This window comes from Bradyrhizobium yuanmingense, assembly GCF_900094575.1.
In the GTDB taxonomy this organism is placed as follows: Bacteria; Pseudomonadota; Alphaproteobacteria; order Rhizobiales; family Xanthobacteraceae; genus Bradyrhizobium; species Bradyrhizobium yuanmingense.
Genome location: NZ_FMAE01000001.1, coordinates 468,282 through 489,133 on the forward strand (window position 1 = coordinate 468,282; position 20,852 = coordinate 489,133).

19 protein-coding genes and 1 pseudogene are annotated in these 20,852 nt (G+C 64.0%); 11 read left to right on the plus strand and 9 right to left on the minus strand.

Annotated features, from left to right (window positions below; all coding sequences use genetic code 11):
* Positions 1 to 52: 52 nt before the first annotated feature.
* Positions 53 to 1,372, minus strand: a complete 1,320-nt coding sequence (locus tag GA0061099_RS02035) for a CmpA/NrtA family ABC transporter substrate-binding protein (RefSeq protein ID WP_036025871.1) — start codon at positions 1,370 to 1,372, stop codon at positions 53 to 55.
* Positions 1,373 to 2,048: 676 nt separating this feature from the next.
* On the opposite strand from GA0061099_RS02035, the gene GA0061099_RS02040 reads away from it, so the two are divergent.
* Together GA0061099_RS02040 and GA0061099_RS02045 are read left to right on the plus strand one after the other, a co-directional pair.
* Positions 2,049 to 2,888 carry a formate/nitrite transporter family protein gene (locus GA0061099_RS02040; protein WP_036025912.1) on the plus strand — a complete coding sequence of 280 codons (840 nt, stop codon included), beginning with the start codon at positions 2,049 to 2,051 and terminating at the stop codon, positions 2,886 to 2,888.
* A gap of 60 nt (positions 2,889 to 2,948) precedes the next feature.
* Positions 2,949 to 4,685 carry a bifunctional protein-serine/threonine kinase/phosphatase gene (locus GA0061099_RS02045; RefSeq protein WP_036025873.1) on the plus strand — a complete coding sequence of 579 codons (1,737 nt, stop codon included), beginning with the start codon at positions 2,949 to 2,951 and terminating at the stop codon, positions 4,683 to 4,685.
* Between the two features lie 75 nt (positions 4,686 to 4,760).
* Here GA0061099_RS02045 and GA0061099_RS02050 read toward each other — a convergent pair whose 3' ends face one another.
* On the minus strand, positions 4,761 to 5,630 hold the full coding sequence (locus GA0061099_RS02050) for an SDR family oxidoreductase (protein WP_036025874.1): 870 nt from the start codon (positions 5,628 to 5,630) through the stop codon (positions 4,761 to 4,763).
* Positions 5,631 to 5,732: 102 nt separating this feature from the next.
* Between GA0061099_RS02050 and GA0061099_RS02055 the strand changes: the two genes are divergently transcribed.
* A complete protein-coding gene (locus GA0061099_RS02055) occupies positions 5,733 to 6,623 on the plus strand; it encodes a LysR family transcriptional regulator (RefSeq protein ID WP_036025875.1) in 891 nt (296 codons plus the stop codon).
* Between the two features lie 16 nt (positions 6,624 to 6,639).
* Here GA0061099_RS02055 and GA0061099_RS02060 read toward each other — a convergent pair whose 3' ends face one another.
* Entirely contained in the window at positions 6,640 to 7,557 is a 918-nt protein-coding gene (locus GA0061099_RS02060; RefSeq protein WP_036025877.1) for a dioxygenase family protein, read from the minus strand.
* 160 nt (positions 7,558 to 7,717) lie between these two features.
* Between GA0061099_RS02060 and GA0061099_RS02065 the strand changes: the two genes are divergently transcribed.
* Complete coding sequence (locus GA0061099_RS02065; protein WP_036025878.1) at positions 7,718 to 8,992, plus strand: serine hydrolase domain-containing protein; 1,275 nt, start codon at positions 7,718 to 7,720, stop codon at positions 8,990 to 8,992.
* Positions 8,993 to 9,266: 274 nt separating this feature from the next.
* Here the strand turns inward: GA0061099_RS02065 and GA0061099_RS02070 are convergent, their stop codons facing one another.
* The 3 genes from GA0061099_RS02070 to GA0061099_RS02080 form a co-directional block, all read right to left on the minus strand.
* Positions 9,267 to 10,586 carry a TRAP transporter large permease gene (locus GA0061099_RS02070; protein WP_036025880.1) on the minus strand — a complete coding sequence of 440 codons (1,320 nt, stop codon included), beginning with the start codon at positions 10,584 to 10,586 and terminating at the stop codon, positions 9,267 to 9,269.
* A complete protein-coding gene (locus tag GA0061099_RS02075) occupies positions 10,583 to 11,098 on the minus strand; it encodes a TRAP transporter small permease (protein WP_036025883.1) in 516 nt (171 codons plus the stop codon). Before GA0061099_RS02075 ends, GA0061099_RS02070 begins: the two co-directional genes overlap by 4 nt.
* An 82-nt stretch (positions 11,099 to 11,180) precedes the next feature.
* Positions 11,181 to 12,179 (minus strand): TRAP transporter substrate-binding protein, encoded by a 999-nt coding sequence (locus tag GA0061099_RS02080; RefSeq protein WP_036004529.1) that lies wholly within the window; start codon positions 12,177 to 12,179, stop codon positions 11,181 to 11,183.
* Positions 12,180 to 12,451: 272 nt separating this feature from the next.
* On the opposite strand from GA0061099_RS02080, the pseudogene GA0061099_RS02085 reads away from it, so the two are divergent.
* The 7 genes and pseudogenes from GA0061099_RS02085 to GA0061099_RS02115 form a co-directional block, all read left to right on the plus strand.
* Positions 12,452 to 12,732, plus strand: a pseudogene (locus tag GA0061099_RS02085) (hypothetical protein); the annotation flags it as partial.
* Between the two features lie 197 nt (positions 12,733 to 12,929).
* On the plus strand, positions 12,930 to 13,751 hold the full coding sequence (locus GA0061099_RS02090; protein WP_036025887.1) for a FadR/GntR family transcriptional regulator: 822 nt from the start codon (positions 12,930 to 12,932) through the stop codon (positions 13,749 to 13,751).
* A gap of 154 nt (positions 13,752 to 13,905) precedes the next feature.
* Positions 13,906 to 14,727 (plus strand): ABC transporter permease, encoded by an 822-nt coding sequence (locus tag GA0061099_RS02095; protein WP_225149946.1) that lies wholly within the window; start codon positions 13,906 to 13,908, stop codon positions 14,725 to 14,727.
* Positions 14,724 to 15,530 (plus strand): ABC transporter permease, encoded by an 807-nt coding sequence (locus GA0061099_RS02100; protein WP_036004520.1) that lies wholly within the window; start codon positions 14,724 to 14,726, stop codon positions 15,528 to 15,530. Before GA0061099_RS02095 ends, GA0061099_RS02100 begins: the two co-directional genes overlap by 4 nt.
* Positions 15,527 to 16,285, plus strand: coding sequence for an ABC transporter ATP-binding protein (locus tag GA0061099_RS02105; protein WP_036025889.1), 759 nt, complete (start codon positions 15,527 to 15,529; stop codon positions 16,283 to 16,285). Before GA0061099_RS02100 ends, GA0061099_RS02105 begins: the two co-directional genes overlap by 4 nt.
* Entirely contained in the window at positions 16,282 to 16,614 is a 333-nt protein-coding gene (locus tag GA0061099_RS02110; protein ID WP_036025891.1) for a hypothetical protein, read from the plus strand. Before GA0061099_RS02105 ends, GA0061099_RS02110 begins: the two co-directional genes overlap by 4 nt.
* 4 nt (positions 16,615 to 16,618) lie before the next feature.
* The gene (locus GA0061099_RS02115) at positions 16,619 to 17,674 is read left to right on the plus strand and encodes an ABC transporter substrate-binding protein (RefSeq protein WP_036025892.1); all 1,056 of its coding nucleotides are present in this window, start codon (positions 16,619 to 16,621) and stop codon (positions 17,672 to 17,674) included.
* Between the two features lie 79 nt (positions 17,675 to 17,753).
* Here the strand turns inward: GA0061099_RS02115 and GA0061099_RS02120 are convergent, their stop codons facing one another.
* The 3 genes from GA0061099_RS02120 to GA0061099_RS02130 form a co-directional block, all read right to left on the minus strand.
* Positions 17,754 to 19,301 carry a peroxidase family protein gene (locus tag GA0061099_RS02120; protein WP_036025893.1) on the minus strand — a complete coding sequence of 516 codons (1,548 nt, stop codon included), beginning with the start codon at positions 19,299 to 19,301 and terminating at the stop codon, positions 17,754 to 17,756.
* Between the two features lie 255 nt (positions 19,302 to 19,556).
* A complete protein-coding gene (locus GA0061099_RS02125; protein ID WP_036025895.1) occupies positions 19,557 to 19,829 on the minus strand; it encodes a hypothetical protein in 273 nt (90 codons plus the stop codon).
* A gap of 143 nt (positions 19,830 to 19,972) precedes the next feature.
* Positions 19,973 to 20,704 carry a cytochrome c biogenesis CcdA family protein gene (locus GA0061099_RS02130; protein WP_036004503.1) on the minus strand — a complete coding sequence of 244 codons (732 nt, stop codon included), beginning with the start codon at positions 20,702 to 20,704 and terminating at the stop codon, positions 19,973 to 19,975.
* Positions 20,705 to 20,852: the final 148 nt, after the last annotated feature.

Here is a 20,852-nt window from a genome sequence, read left to right on the forward strand (position 1 = left end):
CCGGCGTGGCAGGGACGATGCGGCCGCCCCTAAAGGCGGCCGCAGGGCTCCATCAGACTTCGACGCGCTTGATCGCGAGCGACTTCAGATAGGCGGCCGGATTTTCAGGATCGAACACCTTGCCGTCGAAGAAGGTCTCCTTGCCGCGCGAGGCGGAGGCCGGAATGTCGGCGGCGGCGACGCCGAGGGTCTTGGCCGCATCGCGCCACATGTCCTCGCGGTTGACCTTGGCAATCAGCGCCTTGGTATCGAAGTTCGGCTCATACTTGCCCCAGCGGATGTCCTCGGTGAGGAACCAGAGATCGTGGCTCTGGAACGGATAGGAGGCATGATCGCGCCAGTACTTCATGACGTGCGGCGAGTTCTCGACCACCTTGCCGGGGATGCCATAGTCGAACTTGCCGGCGGTGCGATCGTAGACGTCCTCGACCGGGCAGTTGATCCACTGCCGCTTGGCCATGATGGCGGCCAGCTCCTGCTTGTTTTCCGCCTTGTCGGCCCATTGCTGGGCTTCCAGCACGGCCATTAGGATCGCCTTGCTGGCCTTCGGGTATTTGTCGACGAAGGCCGCGCGCATGCCGAAGGACTTCTCCGGATGCTTATTCCAGATCTCGCCGGTGTTGACGGCGGTGTAGCCGATGCCCTGGTGGATGAGCTGGAGATTCCAGGGCTCGCCGACGCAGAAGCAGTCCATGGTGCCGACCTTCATGTTCGCCACCATCTGCGGCGGCGGCACCACGATGGTCTCGATGTCCTTGTCGGGATCGATGCCGCCGGCGGCGAGCCAGTAGCGGATCCACAGATCGTGGGTACCGCCGGGGAAGGTCATCGCAGCCTTCACGGCCTTGCCGGACGCCTTCTTCTTCTCAAGCGCCGCCTTGAACGGCGCCGCATCGGTGCCGAGCTTGAGGTCGGCATATTCCTTGGCGACCGAGATGCACTGCGCATCGAGATTGAGTCGCGCCAGGATGTACATCGGCGTCGGCTGGTTGTTCTGCGTCACCTTGCCGGCCGAGATCAGGTACGGCATCGGGGTGAGGATGTGCGCGCCGTCGATGCCGTTGCCTTCGGAGCCGAGCACGAGGTTGTCGCGCGTGGTGCCCCAGGACGCCTGCTTCTGCACGTCGGTGTCGGGCACGCCGTGCTTGGCGAACAGGCCCTTGTCCTTGGCGACGAACAGCGGGCCGGCATCGGAGAGCGCAATGAAACCGAGCTTGGCTCCCTTGACCTCGGGGCCTGCGTCCTGCGCGAAGGCGCCGGCGGGGAAATTCAGCTTGGCGGCGGCGAGCAGTGCGGCGGTCGAGCCGGTGGCTTTCAACAATTGACGGCGGCTGAGGCCAGTCTCGGAGGGCCGGCGAATGCGCTTGGTCATAGGTCGTGTCGTCCTTTTGCGTCGTTGCGGAATGATTGCGTCAGTGCGCACGAGCAGCCCGTCCGTCCGTGACGCCAGAAAAAGGCGCATGCGAACGCGCGACGGGGAGACCCCGTTTGGGTGCGTCAGCAATTCGGATGAGAAGTCTCGCGGGACGGCTTCAATGGCGTCGGCCTGGAACTATTCAAGCTTCATGCCAAGCCTGCCACCGCCAAAAATGATGGATAATCAGATGCTTGGTAATTCCGCGTCTGACTAACGCAGCCCTGTTCCGCACGCGAAGTTTGCGATCTGCTCAATCCTTGTGCGCCGCACAAACGTTGTGCAGTCGCTCAAGCAAGAGGCGGCGCAGTTCTGCCAATCATCCCCCTGCAGCTGACATCCAGCTGAATTTGCTCGCTTTTTCGATCGACGCACCACGGCACACAAATTGCTTCTAAGGTTGCGTCAACGACGACTGCGGCTTGGCCGCATTGATGCAGCCTCTGGCGGCTGCATCCCGGAAGCTCACCTGCTTCGCGGTCTCCGGCTTCAGAGTCCTCGTGACGCGATTCCCAAGGCTTCCAGACTTTCCATAGCCCTCGTGCGCGGCAGGCTGCCCGCACGGCCGATGACGTTCAGCCGCGCCCTCGTCGGGGGCGTGTCGATCTCACTTACCAAGCAAAAGGAACCATTGATGTCGTATCTCGCGCCTTCGGAATTCGTCACCAAGATGGTGGATGCGGGCGAGTCCAAGATCTTCATGTCCACCCGGGATACCATCATCCGCGCCTACATGGCCGGCGCGATCCTGGCCCTCGCAGCCTGGTTTGCCGTCACGATCACCGTGAACACCGGCCAGCCGCTGGTCGGCGCGCTCTTGTTCCCGGTCGGCTTCGTCATGCTCTATCTCCTGGGCTTCGACCTCCTGACCGGCGTGTTCGTGCTCTCGCCGCTCGCGCTGATCGACAAGCGCCCGGGCGTTACGCTCAACGGCGTGCTGCGCAATTGGGGTCTCGTCTTCGTCGGCAATTTCGCCGGCGCCTTCACCGTCGCCTTCATGATGGCCTTCGTCACGACCTTCGGCTTCACGCAGGCGCCCGACAAGGTCGGCGCCGCCATCGGCAATATTGGCGAGGGCCGAACCCTTGGCTATGCCGCGCACGGCGCGGCCGGCATGGCGACGCTGTTCCTGCGCGGCATGCTCTGCAACTGGATGGTCTCGACCGGCGTCGTCGGCGCCATGATCTCGACTTCCGTCCCCGGCAAGGTCATCGCGATGTGGATGCCGATCCTGGTGTTCTTCTACATGGTGTTCGAGCATTCCGTCGTGAACATGTTCCTGTTCCCGTCGGGCCTGCTGCTCGGCGCGAAGTTCTCGATCATGGATTATCTGATCTGGAACGAGATCCCGACCGTGCTCGGCAACCTCGTCGGCGGCCTCGCCTTCACCGGCATGACCCTCTATGCCACCCACGTCATGACCCTGCCGAAGCGCCAGGCGGAGAAGGCTGCAAGGCCCCGCGTCGCGGCCTGATCGAATAGGTATCGACAGGGGAGCCTCGCCCAAGCACGGTGAGGCTCCCCTCTCCCGGTGATGACGATGCCCCGCGGACTCCAGATTTCGGTCGGCCAGCATTCCGACAAGGGTCGCAAGCCCATCAACCAGGACTTTCACGGCGTCCTGATTCCGGAAGAGCCGCTGCTCAGCCTGAAGGGCATCGCGGCCGTTCTCGCCGACGGAATTTCCTCGAGCACGGTAAGCCAGATCGCCAGCGAGTCGGCGGTCAAGAGCTTCCTGATGGACTATTACTGCACATCGGAGTCGTGGACGGTGAAGACCTCCGCCCGCCGTGTGCTGGAGGCGACCAATTCCTGGCTGCATGCGCAGACGCGCAAGAGCCAATATGCCTATGACCGCGACAAGGGCTATGTCTGCACGCTCAGCGCCATGGTCATCAAGGCAACCACCGCGCACATCTTCCATGTCGGCGATTGCCGCGTCTATCGCGTCGCCGGCAAGGCGCTGGAGCAACTGACCGACGATCACCGCATCATCGTCTCGTCTGAGCAGACCTATCTCGGCCGCGCGCTCGGCATCAATCCGCAGCTCGAGATCGACTATCAGGCGATCGAAATCGAGGCCGGCGACACCTTCCTGCTGGCAACCGACGGTGCGTACGAGTTCGTCGATGCGCGTTTCGTCACGAGTGCAATCGACGAGCACGCAGCCGAGCTGGACGGGGCGGCGAAGGCGATCGTGGAGGAAGCCTATCGGCGCGGCAGCGACGACAACATCACCGTGCAGATCCTGCGGATCGATGCGGTGCCGCAGCGCGATCCGGCCGGCATCTTCAATCAGAGCTCCGAATTGCCGCTGCCGACGCTGCCGGAGCCGCGGGCGATCTTCGACGGCTACCGGATCGTCCGCGAGATCCACGGCAGCAGCCGCAGCCATATCTACCTCGCCGTCGACACCGAGACCGAGCAGCCGGTCGCGCTCAAGCTGCCGTCGGTCGACCTACGCGACAACGCCGCCTATCTCAAGCGCTTCTTGATGGAAGAATGGATCGCACGCCGGATCGACAGCCCGCATGTGCTCAAGCCGCTGTCGCAGTCGCGGCGACGCGGCTATCTCTACGTCGCGACCGAGTTCGTCGAGGGGCAGACCTTGAAGCAGTGGATGACCGACAATCCGCGGCCCGATCTCGAAACCGTGCGCGGCCTCATCGAGCAGATCGCCGCAGGCCTGCGCGCCTTCCATCGCATGGAGATGCTGCATCAAGACCTCAGGCCCGACAACATCCTGATCGACAAGACCGGCACCGCCAAGATCATCGACTTCGGATCGGTCAGGGTCGCCGGCGTGGCCGAGGCGGCGCCGCCAGGGGAGGCCGACGAAATCCTGGGCACCGTCCAGTACACGGCGCCGGAATATTTCCTGGGGCAAGGGGGCTCGCCGCGCTCCGACATGTTTTCTCTGGCCGTGATCTGCTACCAGATGCTGACGGGAAAGCTGCCCTACGGCACCCAAATCGCCAAAATCCGGCGCAAGGCGGATGTGCGAAAGCTTAAATATCGCGCCCCCGACGGTGACCGCAACGTTCCCGCCTGGGTCGACGGCGCGCTCCGGCGCGCGCTCCATCCCGATCCCTACAAGCGGCACGAGGATCTCTCGGAATTCATCTTCGAGCTTCGCACGCCCAACCCGGCCTATCTCGACACGCGCATCACACCGCTCCTGGAGCGCAGCCCGCTGATGTTCTGGAAGCTGACAACGGCGGCGCTCGCCTGCGCCGTCGTCGTGCTGCTGGCCTTGCTGCATGCGCGCTGATCGAGATTGCCGCTCGCCACATGATTAATAGCGAGCGGCGCAGCCAGCCCGCCTGCGCTTCTGCTCTGGCAAGCCTCAAACGGGGGCCGCGATCTCGGCGACGAAGTCGCGATAGGAGCGCAAGGGACGGCCCAGCATGCCGGTCAGACGCTCGACGTCGCCGGGCTCAGGGATCATTCCCTCGGTGAGGAAACGCTCGCCCATCACCCGCATGTCGAAAGCCATCCAGGGCGGCATGAACTGCCTGAGGTTCTTCTCGAACCCCGCGGTGTCGTCTCCGCCGTAGGCGATCGCGCGGCCGAGCACCTCCGACCAGATCTCGGCGGCCTTCGCGCCAGTGAGTGTCTCAGGGCCAACAAGATTGATGCGTTCGAGCGGAAGCGGCGCTGCGGATGTCTCGCGGCGGATCAGTTCGATCGCAGCAATCTCGCCGATGTCGCGCGCGTCGATCATCGCAAGGCCCTTGCTGCCGATCGGCATCGGGTAGACGCCATATCCGGTCACGGCATCCTTGATCATGAGTTCGTTGTTCATGAAATAGGCGGGCCGCAGGATGGTCGCCTTGAAGCCCATCTGCTCGATCATGCGCTCGACCCCGAACTTGCCGGCGAAGTGCGGCACATTCACGTAGAGGTCGCTGTGAATGACCGACAGATAGACGAACCGCTCGATGCCGGCTTCGCGGGCAAGGTTGAGCGCAGTCAGCGCCTGAGTGAATTCGTCGGGCACCACGGCGTTGAGCAGGAACAGCGTCGAGACGCCCGAAAACGCAGTGCGCACGGAATCGACGTCCAGCAAGTCGCCCTGGGCGACGGCAACACCTGCCGGAAGGTTGGCCTTCTCGGGATTTCGGACGAGTGCGCGCACATCGGCGCCGCGCTTGACGAGTTGCTCGACGACGTTGCGGCCGATGGTGCCGGTGGCGCCGGTAACGAGGATGGTCATGGGATCACTCCGGTTGGGTATTGGAAGACACCCGGAAACTAATGATCCACATGCGAGCCGATAGGCGTTATATTTGGACAGACCGTCTCATTGGTGGAACAGATGGATTTGCTTGCGCTCGCCGATTTCAATCTCGTCGCCCGTCACGGAGGGTTCGGAAAGGCCGCGCGAGCAGCGGGGCGTCCGAAAGCGACCTTGTCTCGACGTGTGTCCGAACTGGAGAGCAGTCTTGATCTGCGTCTGTTCGAGCGCGGCGGGCGCACGCTCAAGCTCACCCAGGAAGGGCGCGCGCTCTATGAGCGGACGGGCGCACTCCTCACCGAGCTCGACGAGACCGCGGCCGCGATCGCCTCGGGCGGGGACAAGCCAAAGGGCAGGTTGCGGATCAGCGCACCCCTGCTCTTCTCGCAAACCGCGATGGGCCGTCTCGCGGCCGGCTTCGCCCTTCGGCATCCGCAAGTCCGGCTCGAAGTCACGACCGATGACCGCTACGTCGACATGATCGAGGAAGGCTTTGATCTCGTGATCCGGGTCAATCCCGATCCGGATGAAAGCCTGGTCGGCCGCATCTTCTTGCGCGACCGAATGCTGGTCGTCGCCAGCCCCGCTCTGAAGCACCCGAGAGGAAACCTCGCCGTTCCGGCCATCGTGCGCGGCGATGACAAAGCTGCGGTTTGGGACATCAGACGGCCAAGCGGCCCATCGCGCATCGCGATCGATCCCGTGCTTCGACTGTCATCCCTGATGATGGTTCGCGATGCCGTGAGAGCCGGTATCGGCGCCGCGAGGCTGCCGCTGTCGCTCGTCAGCCACGATCTTGCCGCCGGCACGCTCGTTCGCTGGGGCGACGTCGAGGGAGCCGACATCGCCCTATGGACGCTCTATCCCTCGCGGCGATTGCTCAGTGCGCGCGTCTCCGCTTTCCTCGATCATCTGAAAGACGCCTTTCCAAAGGGTACGCCCGACGAGTTGGCAGCCTATATCGGGGGATGACTGAGATTTCGCATCCTCACGCCGGCTCGGTCGCCTTCATCCCGAGCGGCTTCGGCGCCATGCCGCCGCCCGGCTTGAGGTGGAATTCGTAAGTCATCAAATGCCACCGCCCGTTCGCCGTGGTGCCGTCGGGCATCTCAAGGTCGTTGCGCGGCTCGACCTTGGCGACGAGGTCGTCCTTCACGCCGAACACCACGTCGGAGTCGAGATATTTGTCACCGTCCATAAAGACGTGCGTGATCAGCGGCTCATAGCCTCTGGCATTGACCAGGAAGTGCACATGCGCCGGGCGCATCGGGTGGCGGCCGGTCTGCACGATCATTTCGCCGACCGGACCATCGGTCGGGATCGGATAGCTGCACGGCAGGATGGTGCGGAAGAAGAAGCGGCCATCGTCATCGGTGATGAAGCGCGCCCGCGCCGAGGCGCCGACCTCATCGTAGTTCGGCTTCTGGGAATCGTAGAAGCCGTCGTCATCGGCGTGCCAGACGTCGACGGGAACGCCGGCGAGCGGCTTGCCCTCGAGATCGGTGACGCGGCTCTGCACGAACATCCGCTCGCCGGTCTGGTTGTTCGGCGAGATGTCGGTGCCGTGCGCAGTCACCTTGTGCTCGCCGACATAGAACGGGCCGAGCACCGTGGTCTCCGTGGCACCGTCGCGATCCCTGTGATTGACGGCGTCGACGAGCATGGAGACGCCGAGCACGTCGGACAAGAGGATGAATTCCTGGCGGGTGTCGGTGCATTTCTGCCCGGTCCGGGTCAGGAAATCGATGGCATATTCCCATTCCGCGAAGGTGAGACCGGTCTTGCTCACGTAATCGTGCAGCGAGCTCACCAATTCCTGCAGCAGAAATTTCGCGCGCGCATCGGGCGTGTGGTCGAAGCTCCTGACGACGGCTTCGGTGAGTTCGGTCTCGGTGAACTGAGTCATGGTGCGTTTGCCCTCGCGTTCTTCTCGTTGGCCCTGGCGGGCTCCTTGCGTTCCGAGCCCGAGTCTACACCAGCCGGCCCGGCCTCGTTAAGCGCAACCGGCTTGGAATGCGGCCGTCATTTCGGTATCAACTTTCCGACAAAACGCCCCGGAGGAACTGATGCTCGCCCCCACCCCCGCTTCGCCCGAATCCGTCGGCATGTCCAAGGCCGCGCTCGACCGCATCGATGCGCATCTCAAGCGCCGGTACATCGATGCCGGGCGTTTCCCGGGCACGCATCTTCTGGTCTACCGCCGCGGCAAGGTCGCGCACAGCTCAGTGCAGGGCTTTGCCGATGTCGAGCGCAAGGTGCCGGTGAAGGACGATACGATCTATCGCATCTATTCCATGACCAAGCCGCTCACCAGCGTCGCCTTCATGATGCTGGTCGAGGAAGGCCTCGTCGCCATCGACGAGCCCGTCGCGAAATATATTCCGGAGTGGAAGGACCTCGGCGTGTTCGTCGCCGGCACCTATCCGGCGTTCCTGACCCGGCCGCCGTCGCGGCCGATGCTGATCGTCGACCTCTTGCGCCACACCTCCGGCCTAACCTATGGCTTCCAGCAACGCTCCAACGTCGATGCCGCCTACCGCAGTGAAAAGATCGGCGAGGTCGAAAAATCAGGCACACTCCAGACCATGGTCGAGGGCCTGGCCAAGATCCCGCTGGAGTTTTCGCCGGGCGAGTCCTGGAATTACTCCGTTGCGACCGACGTGATCGGCTATCTCGTCGGCAAGATCTCCGGCATGCCGTTCGAGCAGTTCCTGAAACAGCGCATCCTCGACCCGCTCGGCATGACCGACACCGACTTCCACGTCCCGGCCTCGAAGGCGCATCGCTTCGCCGCCTGCTATTCCGCCGATCCCGGCGGCGGCATGACCTTCCATGCGGGCCAGCGCCGCGAGGGGTTGACGCTCCAGGACGACCCGGCAACGAGCTCGTTCCTGTCGCCGCCCTCGTTCATCTCCGGCGGCGGCGGGCTGTGCTCGACCGTTGCCGACTATCTGACCTTCTGCCGTGCGCTGCTCAATGGCGGCGAGCTCGGCGGCGTCAGGCTGATCGGGCCGAAGACGCTGGCGCTGATGACCACCAACCACATTCCGGGCGGCCGTGCGCTGCCGGACGTCTCGCGCTCGCTGTTCTCGGAAGCGACCTATAACGGCATCGGCTTCGGTCTCGGCTTCGCCGTGACCATGCGCCCGGCCGAGACATTGATCGCCGGCAGCCCCGGCGAATACAATTGGGGCGGCGCCGCCACGACCTCGTTCTGGATCGATCCGGCCGAGGACCTGATCGCGATCTTCATGACGCAAGTGCTGCCGTCGAGCGCCTATCCGATCCGCCGCGAGCTGCGCAGCATGGTCTACGCCGCAATCACTGAAAGCAATCTGTAGCCCACCGCGACGACCCCGCGGCCGTCGGCCGCGGCAGCACGATCGCATATGACTCGCTGCGGCGGCCTGCGAGCACGCCTCGTCCTTCGAGACGGCGCTTACGCGCCTCCTCAGGATGAGGCTAATCGGCGTCAGTGCCCGTTTCGACTGCTGCCGCACACTCCGTCCTCATCCTGAGGAGCCCGCCTAAAGCGGGCGTCTCGAAGGATGGCCACGGGGAAAATCCCTCAGATGCGATAGCCCTGCCCGGCTGCGGGGTCCTCCTATCAGGCGGTCACTTGAGCATCTCCGGCACGATCAGGCGCGGCAGGAACAGCGACACGCTGGGCCAAATGATCACCGCCGCCAGCACGAGTAGCATCGGGATCAGCATGATGACCGTGTCCTTCAGGGCATAGCGCAGCCGCACGCCCGCGATCGAACAGGCGATCATCAGACAGAGGCCGTAGGGCGGCGTCACCAATCCGAAGGCCAGCGAGACGATGGAGATGATCGCGAACTGGACCGGATGCAGATCGACGGACCTGGCGAGCGGCTCCAGCACGGTGCCGACGATGATGATCGCGGGGATGGCGTCGAGAAAGCAGCCCACCACCAGAAAGCAGAAGGCGATGAAGAAGCCGGCCGCGACGGGACCCATGCCCCATGTCGAAACGTTCGCCAGCAGTTCTTGCGGGATCTTGTAATAGGCCAGCAGCCAGCCGAACGCACTGGCGGTGCCGACGCAGAACAGCGCTACGCCGGCGAGACGCCCAGTGTCGAGCAAGGCTCTGTACAATTCACGGATTCCCGTCTCGCGGTAGAAGAACGCCGAGAGCACGACGGAATAGAGCACGGCAACGCAGGCGGACTCGGTCGCGGTGAACCAGCCGAGCAGAATGCCGCCGACGATGATGAACGGCGTTATTAACGCGGGTATCGACCGCCAGATGGCGCATCGCATGTCGACCCAGGTCGACTTCGGATAGGTCGGGTAGCCGCGGCGCACCGCATAGACGTGCACCGTCGCCATCTGCGCGCCCGCGATCAGCAGCCCGGGCACGATACCGGCCAGATACATCGCCGCTATCGAGGTCGAGATCAGACCGCCCCACACGATCATCAGGATCGAGGGCGGAATGACGACCGCAAGAACCGCGGAGGCCGCCGTGATGGCAATGGAGAACGAGAGATCGTAGCCCTCCTTGGTCTGCGCATCGATGAAGATCTTCGATTGGCTCGCCGCATCCGCAGTGGAGGAGCCGGAGATGCCGGCAAAGAACACCGACAGCACGACGTTGATCTGCGCCAGCGACCCCGGCCAGTGCCCGACCATCGAGCGCGACAGCGCCACCAGGCGATCCGTGATACCGCCGATACTCATCAGGTTCGCCGTCAACAGAAAGAACGGCACCGCGAGCAGGATGAACGAGTTGTACGCGTTGAAAGTCTCCTGCGCGAGCGTCATCAGCGACAGGCGCGGCTCGATCAGAAGGATCGGCACGCAGGCAAGGCCCAGCGCGAAGGCGACCGGCACGCGCACGATCAGCAGGCCGACGAAGACCCCGAACAGCACCATGGCGGCCTGTCCGGCAGAAAGTACAGTGCCGTTCATTGCTGTGCCCCGACCAGAACGCGCAGTTCATCGAGTATCTGTTCGCCCGCAAACACGATCCAGGTCACGCCGGCCACCGGCCAGGCAACGTGGATCAGCCAGAGCGGCAGATCGGCCAGCTCCGACGTCCTGTTCCAGGCGAAGCGTGTGAATTCGATGCCGGCCGACACGAACACGAGGGCCAGTGCCAGCACGCCGATCCGCGCGATGATCCGCACTGCGGCCTCCGACCGCCGCGACAAATCGGGCCACACGTCGACCTCGAAATGCTGAGCCTCGCGGATGCCGACCATGGCGCCGATCATGATCGTCCAGATGAACAGGAATCGCGCCATCTCCTCGGTCCAGATGTAGGAGGGAATGAACGGCGTGTAGCGCGAGACGATCTGCAATGTGACGGGGATGACCAGGATGCCGACGCAGGCGGCAAGCAGGAATTCCAACAATTTCGCATAGGCCGCGGTGACGCGACGCCACAGCGACGGTGTGGACGGGACGTGCATTTCGGACATTGGAGCTCCGTACGGCGCTCATCCGCCATGTCCGGGCAGGAAGCGGGGCCTGCCCGGAATGCTGTCGGCGGACAGGGCGGCCTCAGACGACGTTGATCTTCTCGAAAATGCCCTCCGCGCCGATCTCCTTGGCGTAGGTGGCCATCACGGGGTCGGCGAGCTTCTTCATGGCGTCCCGCTCCTCGAACGGAACGCGCTTGAGCTTGCCGGCCTTCTCCAGCGTGTCGAGCTTGACGACCTCTTCGCTCGACTCGAGCTGGCGGCCGTAATCGCCGGCCTCCTTGCCCGCTTTCATGATCGCGTCCTGCAGATCCTTCGGCAGGGTCTTCAGCGTCTTGACGGAAAAGCAGATCGGCCGGATCGACACGGCGTGCTGGGTCAGGTTGAGATGCGGCGCCACTTCATAGAACTTCATCGCCTCGACGCCGGCCGCTTCGTTCTCGCCGGCTGATATCACCCCGTTCTGGATCGCGTTGTAGACTTCGTTATAGGCGATCACCGTGGGGCTCATGCCAACGGCCGCAAAGGTCTTCGACCAGATCGGCGCGCCCTGCACGCGCACCTTGAGGCCCTTGAGGTCGGCGAGGTTCTTGAGCGGCTTGTTGGCGAAGATGTTGCGGATGCCGCCGCCGGCATAACCGATCAGAACCACGTCCGCCTTGGCCGCGACCTCGTCGGCGACTGGCGCCAGGATATTGGCTTCGACCACCTTGTTCATGTGCTCGATGCCCTTGAACACGAAGGGCGCATCGATGAACGGGGCGGCCTTGGCGAAGGTCGACATGTGAGCCGGCGAGACGATGCCGTAATCGACTGCCTTGCCTTGCGACATGTACTCGAAATACTGCTTCTCGAGGCCGAGCGAGGAGTTCCTGTGCAGGGTGAAGTTGACGGGCTTGCCGTAATATTTCTTCACCAGCTCCTCGAACCGCAGCAGGGCCCGATTGAAGGCATGGTCGTCATTGAACTGCACGGCACCGTTCAGTGTGATCGGGGCTTGCGCCCTCAGGATCGACGGCATGCCGATGGCAGCTGCCGCAGTGGTTGCACCGATCCCAGCGAGAAATGACCTTCGCTTCATCGTCTCCCCTCCCTTTGATGCTCCGGCCCTGTCGCCGGGCCGTGAGCGCAGCCGTTATGCGGCTTGCGAGAGGCAAGCGTATGAAAAACCTCGGCGGGACGGAAGTCATTTCGCGTGGGCTGGAGCTACCCCTTCGTCGCAGGACTGCACGTAAACGCCTGCTGCACTGCAACTCGCCGCTTCGGTATGCGGCGGAGGCGCGAGGTCTCCGGCGATCAGGAGCGCGCTGGACGGACGGCGAAAATTCGTGGCGCAGCACAATTCCTGCGCCTATGGTCTCTTCAAAATCATTGTCCGGTGCTGCCGCGCTGGAACCGGGACGCCTGCGTTCGCCAAAGCTTACCTTGCCCGTTCGGCTCGCCTCCTTGTCGCCGGAACGACGCTACCGCTGATCGTTTTCGCGGTGGGCCTTGCCTATTACAACTACCATCAGGATCGCAGCGAGGCTGCGCGCCGTTTGCTGGAAACGGTGCGTAGCATGCGCATGGTGCTCGATGCCGAGGTGCAGCGGATCACGGGGGCTTGCCCCTGCCGCGCGGCGTCGTCTGCACTGTGACCTGCACGCTTGAGGAGACGCTTTGATCCGCGGTCCACGCGCATATCGCAACGCAACACGGGGTGTGCTGCGACAATTGCGCTTGCCCTCATCCATTCATCCGATGTTAAACATCCGATGATTGCAGCTGCCGGGGCGTGGCAGCCAAATACAAACGAACCAGCCGCGACAGGCCGGACGGGAGAAACGTACGAGTGGCAAGAGCGCGCCCGAGCCCCGTCGACAAGCCGATCAAGCCCGGCCGCATTCGCGCCGTGCTGACGACGCTCGGCCGGGAGATCGCGCAGGATCTCATTCCGGTCGGGACAGCCCTGCCGCCGGAACCTGAGCTCGAAGCCCGCTTCGGAGTCGGGCGCGGCGTGGTGCGCGAAGCCATCAAGACGCTCGCCGCTAAAGGTCTGGTCAGCGTGCGGCCGCGCCACGGCACGCACGTGCTGCCGCGCCACGAATGGAGCCTGCTCGACCGCGACGTGCTAAGCTGGCTGGTCGGTCAGGACGAGCCGGATCGGGACCTTCTGCTGGCAATCCAGGAGGTGCGCTCGATCATCGAGCCCGCTGCCGCAGCGCTTGCGGCCGAGCGTGCAACAAAGAACGACCGCTGGCGGATCGACACGGCCCTGGCGGCGATGCAGACTGCAAAGGACCAGGCCAGCGCCCTCGCTGCCGACAAGGCTTTCCATCTCGCCATCCTGGACGCGACCCACAATCCGGTCCTCCAGGGCTTTCGCGGGGCGATCGATACCATTCTGGGCACCGTCTTCACCGTTGCCGTCGGCGGCCCCGGCGGCTGGTTCAAGGACAATCTGCCGAACCACGTCATAGCGGCGCGGGCCATCGAGAGCGGCAACCCGGAGAAGGCGCGCGCCGCGATGGAACGGCTGCTGGGCTACACCCGATCGAAGCTGTCGAACCGAAAGACCATTATCGCCGCGGCGGCTCGCAAGGCGGATGGATCGACCCTGCGCGCCGTCAGGAAGCCGAGCCTCAACCGCAAGAGAAAGCGCCATGCACCGTGACATGAGGGGGCTCGGCCCGGATCCCCGCTCCGCGCGGATCGCGAGGAGGGTCGCAACCGATACAGATATGCGATTGCGCGAGACGCGGCTACGATACCAGCAATGATCAGTGGGAAATGCCGGTACAGGCATAGCTGAGCGTCAGGGAGGTCGAATGCAGCTGACGGGCAGTCTGAAAGGCCGATCGTCGCGGCTGATGCGCAGCGTCAACTCTCTGGCCGGCGCTGCAATGTTCGTCGCGCCGCTGCTTGCGCTGGTCGCGGTCTGGGCCGCCGTGGTCCCGCTGTTCAACGTCAATCCCCGCGTGTTTCCCTCGGTCGGCGCGGTCGGCACCGCCGCGCTTGACTCGATCCGGGACGGCACGTTGTTCGCGCATGTCGGCGCCAGTCTTTTGCGCGTCGGCCTGGGCACACTGATCGGCATCGCCACCGCGGTGCCGCTCGGTATCGCCATGGGCGTCAGCCCGACGGTCGCGGCCTTTCTCACGCCGCTGTTCCGGTTCTTCTCGGTGCTCGCCGGCATTGCCTGGATCCCGATCGCGACGCTGTGGTTCGGTTACGGTTTCGGCGCGATCGTCTTCGTGATCTTCAACGCCGTATTCTTCGTCGTCGCCTACAACACGCTTCTCGGCGTCAGGACCATCCCGCACACGCTGCGCAACGCTGCCGCCTCGCTCGGCGCCGGCCGCTGGGCGCTGCTGACCGAAGTACTGCTGCCGGGCGCGCTGCCCAATATCGTCACCGGCATTCGCACCGGCCTGGGCTTTGCCTGGCGCGGCCTGATCGCCGCGGAGATGATCGCGACCAATGTCGGGCTCGGCTACATGCTGTTCGTCGCGCGCGATTTCTACCGCACCGAGGTGATCGTGTTCGGCATGATCGTGATCGGCGTGCTCTGGCTTCTGATCGACCGTTTGCTGCTGGTCCCGCTGGAACGCGCGACCATCGAGCGCTGGGGCATGGTGAGGCGCGCATGAACGTCCTGCTGCAAATCTGGGCCGGCTATGCCCGCCTGACCCGGCGCTGGCCGGGCATCGCCGCGATCATTCCCTTCATCCCGGTGCTGGCGCTGTGGACCGCGGTCAGCGAGGCCGGGCTGTTTCCACGCGCGTTCTTCCCCGGCCCGGCCGACGTCATCCGCGCATTCTTCACGCTGACCTACAAGGGCATCCTGCCCGACTATCTCCAGGACAGCCTGATCCGGCTCGCGACCGGCGCCGCGGTCGGCATGGCGCTCGGCATACCCTTGGGCATCCTGATCGGCACCAGCCGCTGGGCGCATCGCATCTGCTGGCCGGTGCTGCTGTTCTTCCAGGCCATCGGCGACATCGCCTGGCTGCCGATCCTTCTGATCTGGTTCGGCTTCGGTCTGACGACGATGACCTTCGTCATCGTCTACACCGTGCTGTTCCCCGTCGTGCTCAACACCGTGCTCGGCGTCGAATCGGTACCGCGCGATCTGTCACGCGCCGCCTTGAGCCTCGGGGCTTCGCGGGCGCGCGTGCTGTGGGAGGTGACGCTGCCGGGCGCCCTGCCCAACATCATCACCGGCCTGCGCAACGGACTCGGCTACGGCTGGCGCGCGCTGATCGCGGTCGAGATGATCGTCGGCACGTCGGGCATCGGCTTCATGATGTTCGATGCGCGCCGCGCCGGGTCGACCGTCGAGATCATCCTCGGCATGATCATTCTCGGACTGCTCTGGTACATCGTGGACGCCTGGATTCTCGCCCCGCTCGAGCGTGCGACCGGCCAGCGTTGGGGATTAGTGACATCATGAAGACGCTCTCGCTGCGCAATCTCGGCAAGACCTATTTCGACCCTTATGCAGGCGCGCATGTCACCGCCGTCCACGACGTCTCACTCGACGTCGAGCCCGGCGAGTTCATCTCGGTGGTCGGCCCCTCCGGCTGCGGCAAGACGACGATCCTGAACATGATCGCCGGCTTCATTCCCTATTCGAAGGGGGACATCCTGCTCGACGGCAAGCCGGTGCACGGGCCCGGCCCCGAGCGGGGCGTCGTGTTCCAGTCGTTCGCGCTGTTTCCCTGGAAGACCGTGCTCGACAATGTCGGCTTCGGGCCGAAGATGCGCGGCGTTCCGAAGGCCGAGCGCGACCGCATCGCGCATGAATATCTCGCGCTTGCCGGGCTCTCGCATGCGGCGCACCGCTATCCCAACGAGCTTTCCGGGGGCATGCAGCAGCGCGTCGGCGTGGTGCGCGCACTCGCCAACAACCCTGACGTCCTCTTGATGGACGAGCCGTTTGCCAGCGTCGACGCGCAGACGCGCATGACGCTCCAGGAGGAGCTGACGCGCATCTGGCAGGAGCGCAAGCCGACGGTGATCTTCATCACCCATGACGTGTCGGAAGCGGTGTTTCTCGCCAATCGCGTGGTCGTGCTCTCGAAGGGACGCGTGCTCGACGAGATCGCGGTCGACCTGCCGCGTCCTCGCATCTGGGACGATCTCGTCAGGGATGATGAGTTCAAGCAGCTCTCGGCGCGCGTGCTGCAGATGGTGCGCGCAGCATGAGCATCGCCTCCGAAGCCTTGCGATCACCCAAGCTGCGCATCGCGCTCGGCGCAATTGCGGCATGGGCGCTGTTTCAGCTCTGGCTGACCATCGCGGCGCCCGGAAAGATCTCGCCGCAGCTCACGGGCACGTCGGAAAAGGTGAACGTGCAGATCGAGCTGCCGTTCACGCCGGAGCGTTTCCACGTGCTCGCCTTCCAGCAATACGGACGCGTCTCGGGCACGGACGAGCATTCGATCGAGCTGCGCGGTGTCAAAAGAACGGACCTCAATGCCGTGGCCCGGCCCTATTGGGTGACGGCGGTGGGGCCGATAAAAGAGGGAGGCTGAGACTATGAAACGACTCTTGCTGCTTGGATTGGCGCTTCTGGCCGGCATGGTGCCGGCAAGCGCCCAAACCCTGACGAAACTCAAGGCCGGCATGGTCACTGGCATCGACCAGATTGGCCTGCCCATCGCGCTCGAGCGCGGCTTCTTCGAGAAGTACGGGCTCGACGTCACGATCGCACGCCCCTACGCCACCGGTGTCGACGCGCTGAACGCGTTGCAGGCCGGCGAGAGCGAGATCGTGCAGGTCGGCGTACCCATGATCGGCGCGGTGCTGCGCGGCATGGACCTCGTCGCGCTGGGCAATTACAGCGGCAACGCCACCAAGGCCGGCTCCGATGCCACGATGGCGATCATCGCGCGCGAAGGCTCGGGCATCGTCAAGGGCGACCTGTCGACGTTGAAGGGCAAGAAGATCGCGGCGTCGTTCGGCACGATCAACCATCTCTACGTCCTAGCGACGCTGGAGAAGGCCGGACTGAAACCCGACGACGTAACATTGGTCAACACCCCGCCCCCGGACATGACCGTCGCCCTGCTCGCCAAGGGCATCGACGCGTTCTCGGGCTGGGACCCCTGGCCGATCGTCGCGGGCAAGGACGTGCCGGGCGCCGTCGAGATCATTCGGGGCGGCGACGTGATCTCCTATATCGGCTTCAACGTCGCGCTACGCCCATGGGTGCAGGCCAACGGCGAGACCATCGAGAAATTCCTCGCCGCCGTCTCCGAGGCCGACCAATGGATGCGCAAGAACCCGAAGCTGGCGGCACAAGTCGCGACGCGCTGGATTCCAGGCCTGAAGCAGGAGGTCGCGGAGGCCGCGATGCAGTTCAACATCCAGCAGGCGGACCGCCGGCTGTCGGCGAACAACTACCGCGCGCTGTGGAGCGCCCAGGACCGGCTCACCCGGCTCGGCATCCTCAAATCGACCTTCGACGTCAATGCGCATATTGAGCCGAAGCACATTCTCAAGGTCATGAAAGACCGGCCTCAGCTGTTCGCCGACCTGCCGCCGATCCCGGAGACGGCGGCGATCACGCCGGGCTACGTGTTCAAGCCCTGAGCATTGTTGCAAACGTCCAGACCGGCGCGCCATGCGCGCCGGTCCGGCCCATCGTCTGCAACGCTGGCGGGCGTCTGGTCTAGACGGTCGAGATGCCGTCGATCGGGCTGATATCCCCGACGAAACGCAGCAGGTCGGCCATCGTGAATTCGCCCGGCACTTGCGACGGCAGCGTCGGCTTCCAGGTCTTGCCCTTGAGCCAGAGATACGACTGGTGGTCGCCATGGACGAGGCCGACGAAGACCTCGGCAAGCAGGGTCGCGCCGACCGGGCCGAGCCTTTCGCCGCTGCCCCGCTGCTCCGCCTCCTTGAGGATGTAGTACCAGAGCGGGGTGTTTTGGTGCAGGCCATGCTTCTTCGCCACGGCGCCGTCGCTCCCCTTCGAGATTTCTTCCGGCGTCAGCGGATTCTTGATCTTCATGGCCTTGGCGACGTCCTGCCCGGACGGCAATCCGAGCAACACGCCGCGCTTGAGGTTGCGGAACGGCAGGCTGCCGCCGTCACCAGGCAGGGTATGGAGTTGCGGCACGATGAACGGGTCGATCTTGCGGGAGGGATTGAGCGTCACGCCCGCAGGGTTGCTCGGCAGCACCTGAAAGTAGCGCCGCCAGTCGATGATCCAGTTGCTCGAAAGCACCGGAAGCGGGAGCGGCGGCTGAATCGGATTGGGCGCGAGATCTCCGATGATTCCTCCCGAAAGTCCCGTGAACCTGAACAGCAAATCGAGAGTTGCAGGAATCCCGCCCGGGCCGGGCGTGAAGATCCGGTTGTGGCTATAGACCTGGCGCACCATGCTGTGGCCGAGACGATAGACGGCGCCCGAAAACTCGACGGGCATGTAGGGGATCTTCTTGAAGCGGTAGAAGCGCCGCCCCTGCTCGAGGATCTTGGCGACGAGCCCCTTCTCGGTGATCCGCTCCACGAAATCGTGCAGGACCATCCATTGGTAGTGCCAGGTCACGATCCGGCGCGCTTCCTCGAAGATCTCGCCCGCCGGCTTGCCGGACGCCGCGAGCTGATCGCAGACCTTGTTGTGAAACTTCAGCATCGCAAGGTGGGTTTGCGCGACGACCAGGTTCTCGTCGTTGCGGTGATCGCCGATCAGGGCAAACCCCTCGGGATTGCGCGGCAGGTCGTTGCGATGATCGCCGGTGATGTCATCGACGTTGACGGTCTTGCCGATCAGCAGCTTGGGGCCCGGTGTCTTGCCGCTGTCGCTGGCCGAATTGCGCGCGTAGAGATGACGGCTGCCGTCGGGGCCGAGACCATAGACGCTGTCGAGATCGAGTGCGGGCGTGCGGAAATTCGTGACCGCCGTCGGATCGGCTTCCTTCTCGCCGAAGGAGGTCAGATCGAGCGTGATGTCGTGATCCACGAATTGGCCGAGATAGGTGAAACCCGCCGGGACGTTGAGGTTGTTGCCCGCGGCGTCGCCGGGGGCGGGATCCTTCATCGCGTCGGCGAGCTCGCGCAGCGGACCGTCGTCGACAGCCAGCGGCTCCAGGGTTGGAAACATCCGGCCAAACATGCCCGGATCGTCGTGTCCGGAAAGCGTATCCAGAAATTGTCGCGTCGGTTGACGTCCGGCCTTGCCGTGACCGGGATGAACATTCACGTCGGTTCCCATCGCTTGCTCCTGCTCAAATGCTTTAGGGGAGAGGGGCGCCGAAGATGTCGCTTCCAAAATTCTCGTTTCAGTATACGTTCAGAAGAATTGCCCCTCAGGGTGTAGTACGATGAAATATTACTACAGATTGCATTCTCTGGGCGGCTCCTACCGCGAGGCTTTTTGCCCCACCAGCCACACAGGCTTTTGATCGTCCGAAGCTCGAGCAGGAAAGACTAAGGCGCGATCGACGCGTCGGCTGAATCTCTCAGCGCGTCAGCGCTTGGCAGCGAACCGCGACCAGATCTCAGCGTCCGTGTAGAAGTCCACGCCGCCATCGAGATCTCTCACCAGCCACTCGCCGAGATAGACGATCTGGGTGCCGCTGCGCCGCTCGTGCCGAAGCTCGAATTTTCCGTCGGCATCCTTCTGCAGCGAGCAATTCGACTGAACCCAGCTCGGCCACTCCTGCAACGGCTGCCCCAAAAATTGCCAGGCAACCAACGCCGCGTTGTCCGACAGGGGTTCTAAGCGCAGTGTCTTGGTCACGTGATCTCCACCATGCGAATTGTCCCCCGATGCAACGCCTCGGGACCGGAAAGGTTTGGAATCGTCGTTCCGTGGCAGCATGCCTGACCGTTTTCAACGGTTCCTCTACTTTTTCGTCCGTGAAAACCCGGTCCCCGCGCGCCCTAACCGATCGTCTGCAGCACCGGAAACGTCTCCAGCAGCCAGATGCTCACATTCGAGACCGCGCCGGTGAGAAAGCCGATGCCGGTGAGCACCATCAGGACGCCCATGGCGCGCTCGACGTTGACGAGGTGGCCCTTCATGCGCGCGAACAGTGCGGAGAACTGTTCGATCATCAGCGCGGCGATCAGGAATGGGATGCCGAGGCCCGCGGAATAGACCGCGAGCAGGCCGGCGCCCCTCGTCACCGTGGCTTCCGCCGCGGCGACCGAGAGGATCGCGGCGAGGATCGGGCCGATGCAGGGTGTCCAGCCGAACGCGAATGCGAGGCCCATGATATAGGCGCCCCACAGGCCGACCGGTTTGGGGATCGGCAGGCGTCCTTCCCGCATCAGAAAGCCGATCCGCGTCAGGCCGAGAAAGTGCAGGCCCATGATGATGATGACGATGCCGGCGAGGATCGACAGCTCCGCCGACCAGGCACGGATCAGCCCGCCGATCAGCGAAGCGCTGGCGCCGAGCGCCACGAAGATGGTGGAGAAGCCGAGCACGAACAGGAGCGCCGACATCATGATCGCGCGCTTGGAGGCCGCGACCGGCTCGTCGCTCTCGACATGCTCGATCGTGGCGCCCGTGAGGTAAACCAGATAGGGCGGAACCAGAGGCAGGACGCAAGGCGAGAGGAAGCTGACGAGGCCGGCAATCAGTGCGGCCGGAATCGAAACATTTTGCATGATGCAATCGGAGCCATCTCAGGCCCCGTCAGGGCGCGCAGGGAACGCGCCCGGCCCGGAGCCGAACCGGCTCTGGTGTAGCCCATGCCGGAGAATGCGCAACAGAGGCGCACAAAGCCAGGGCTCCGCCCGATGCCCTCCGTGATCA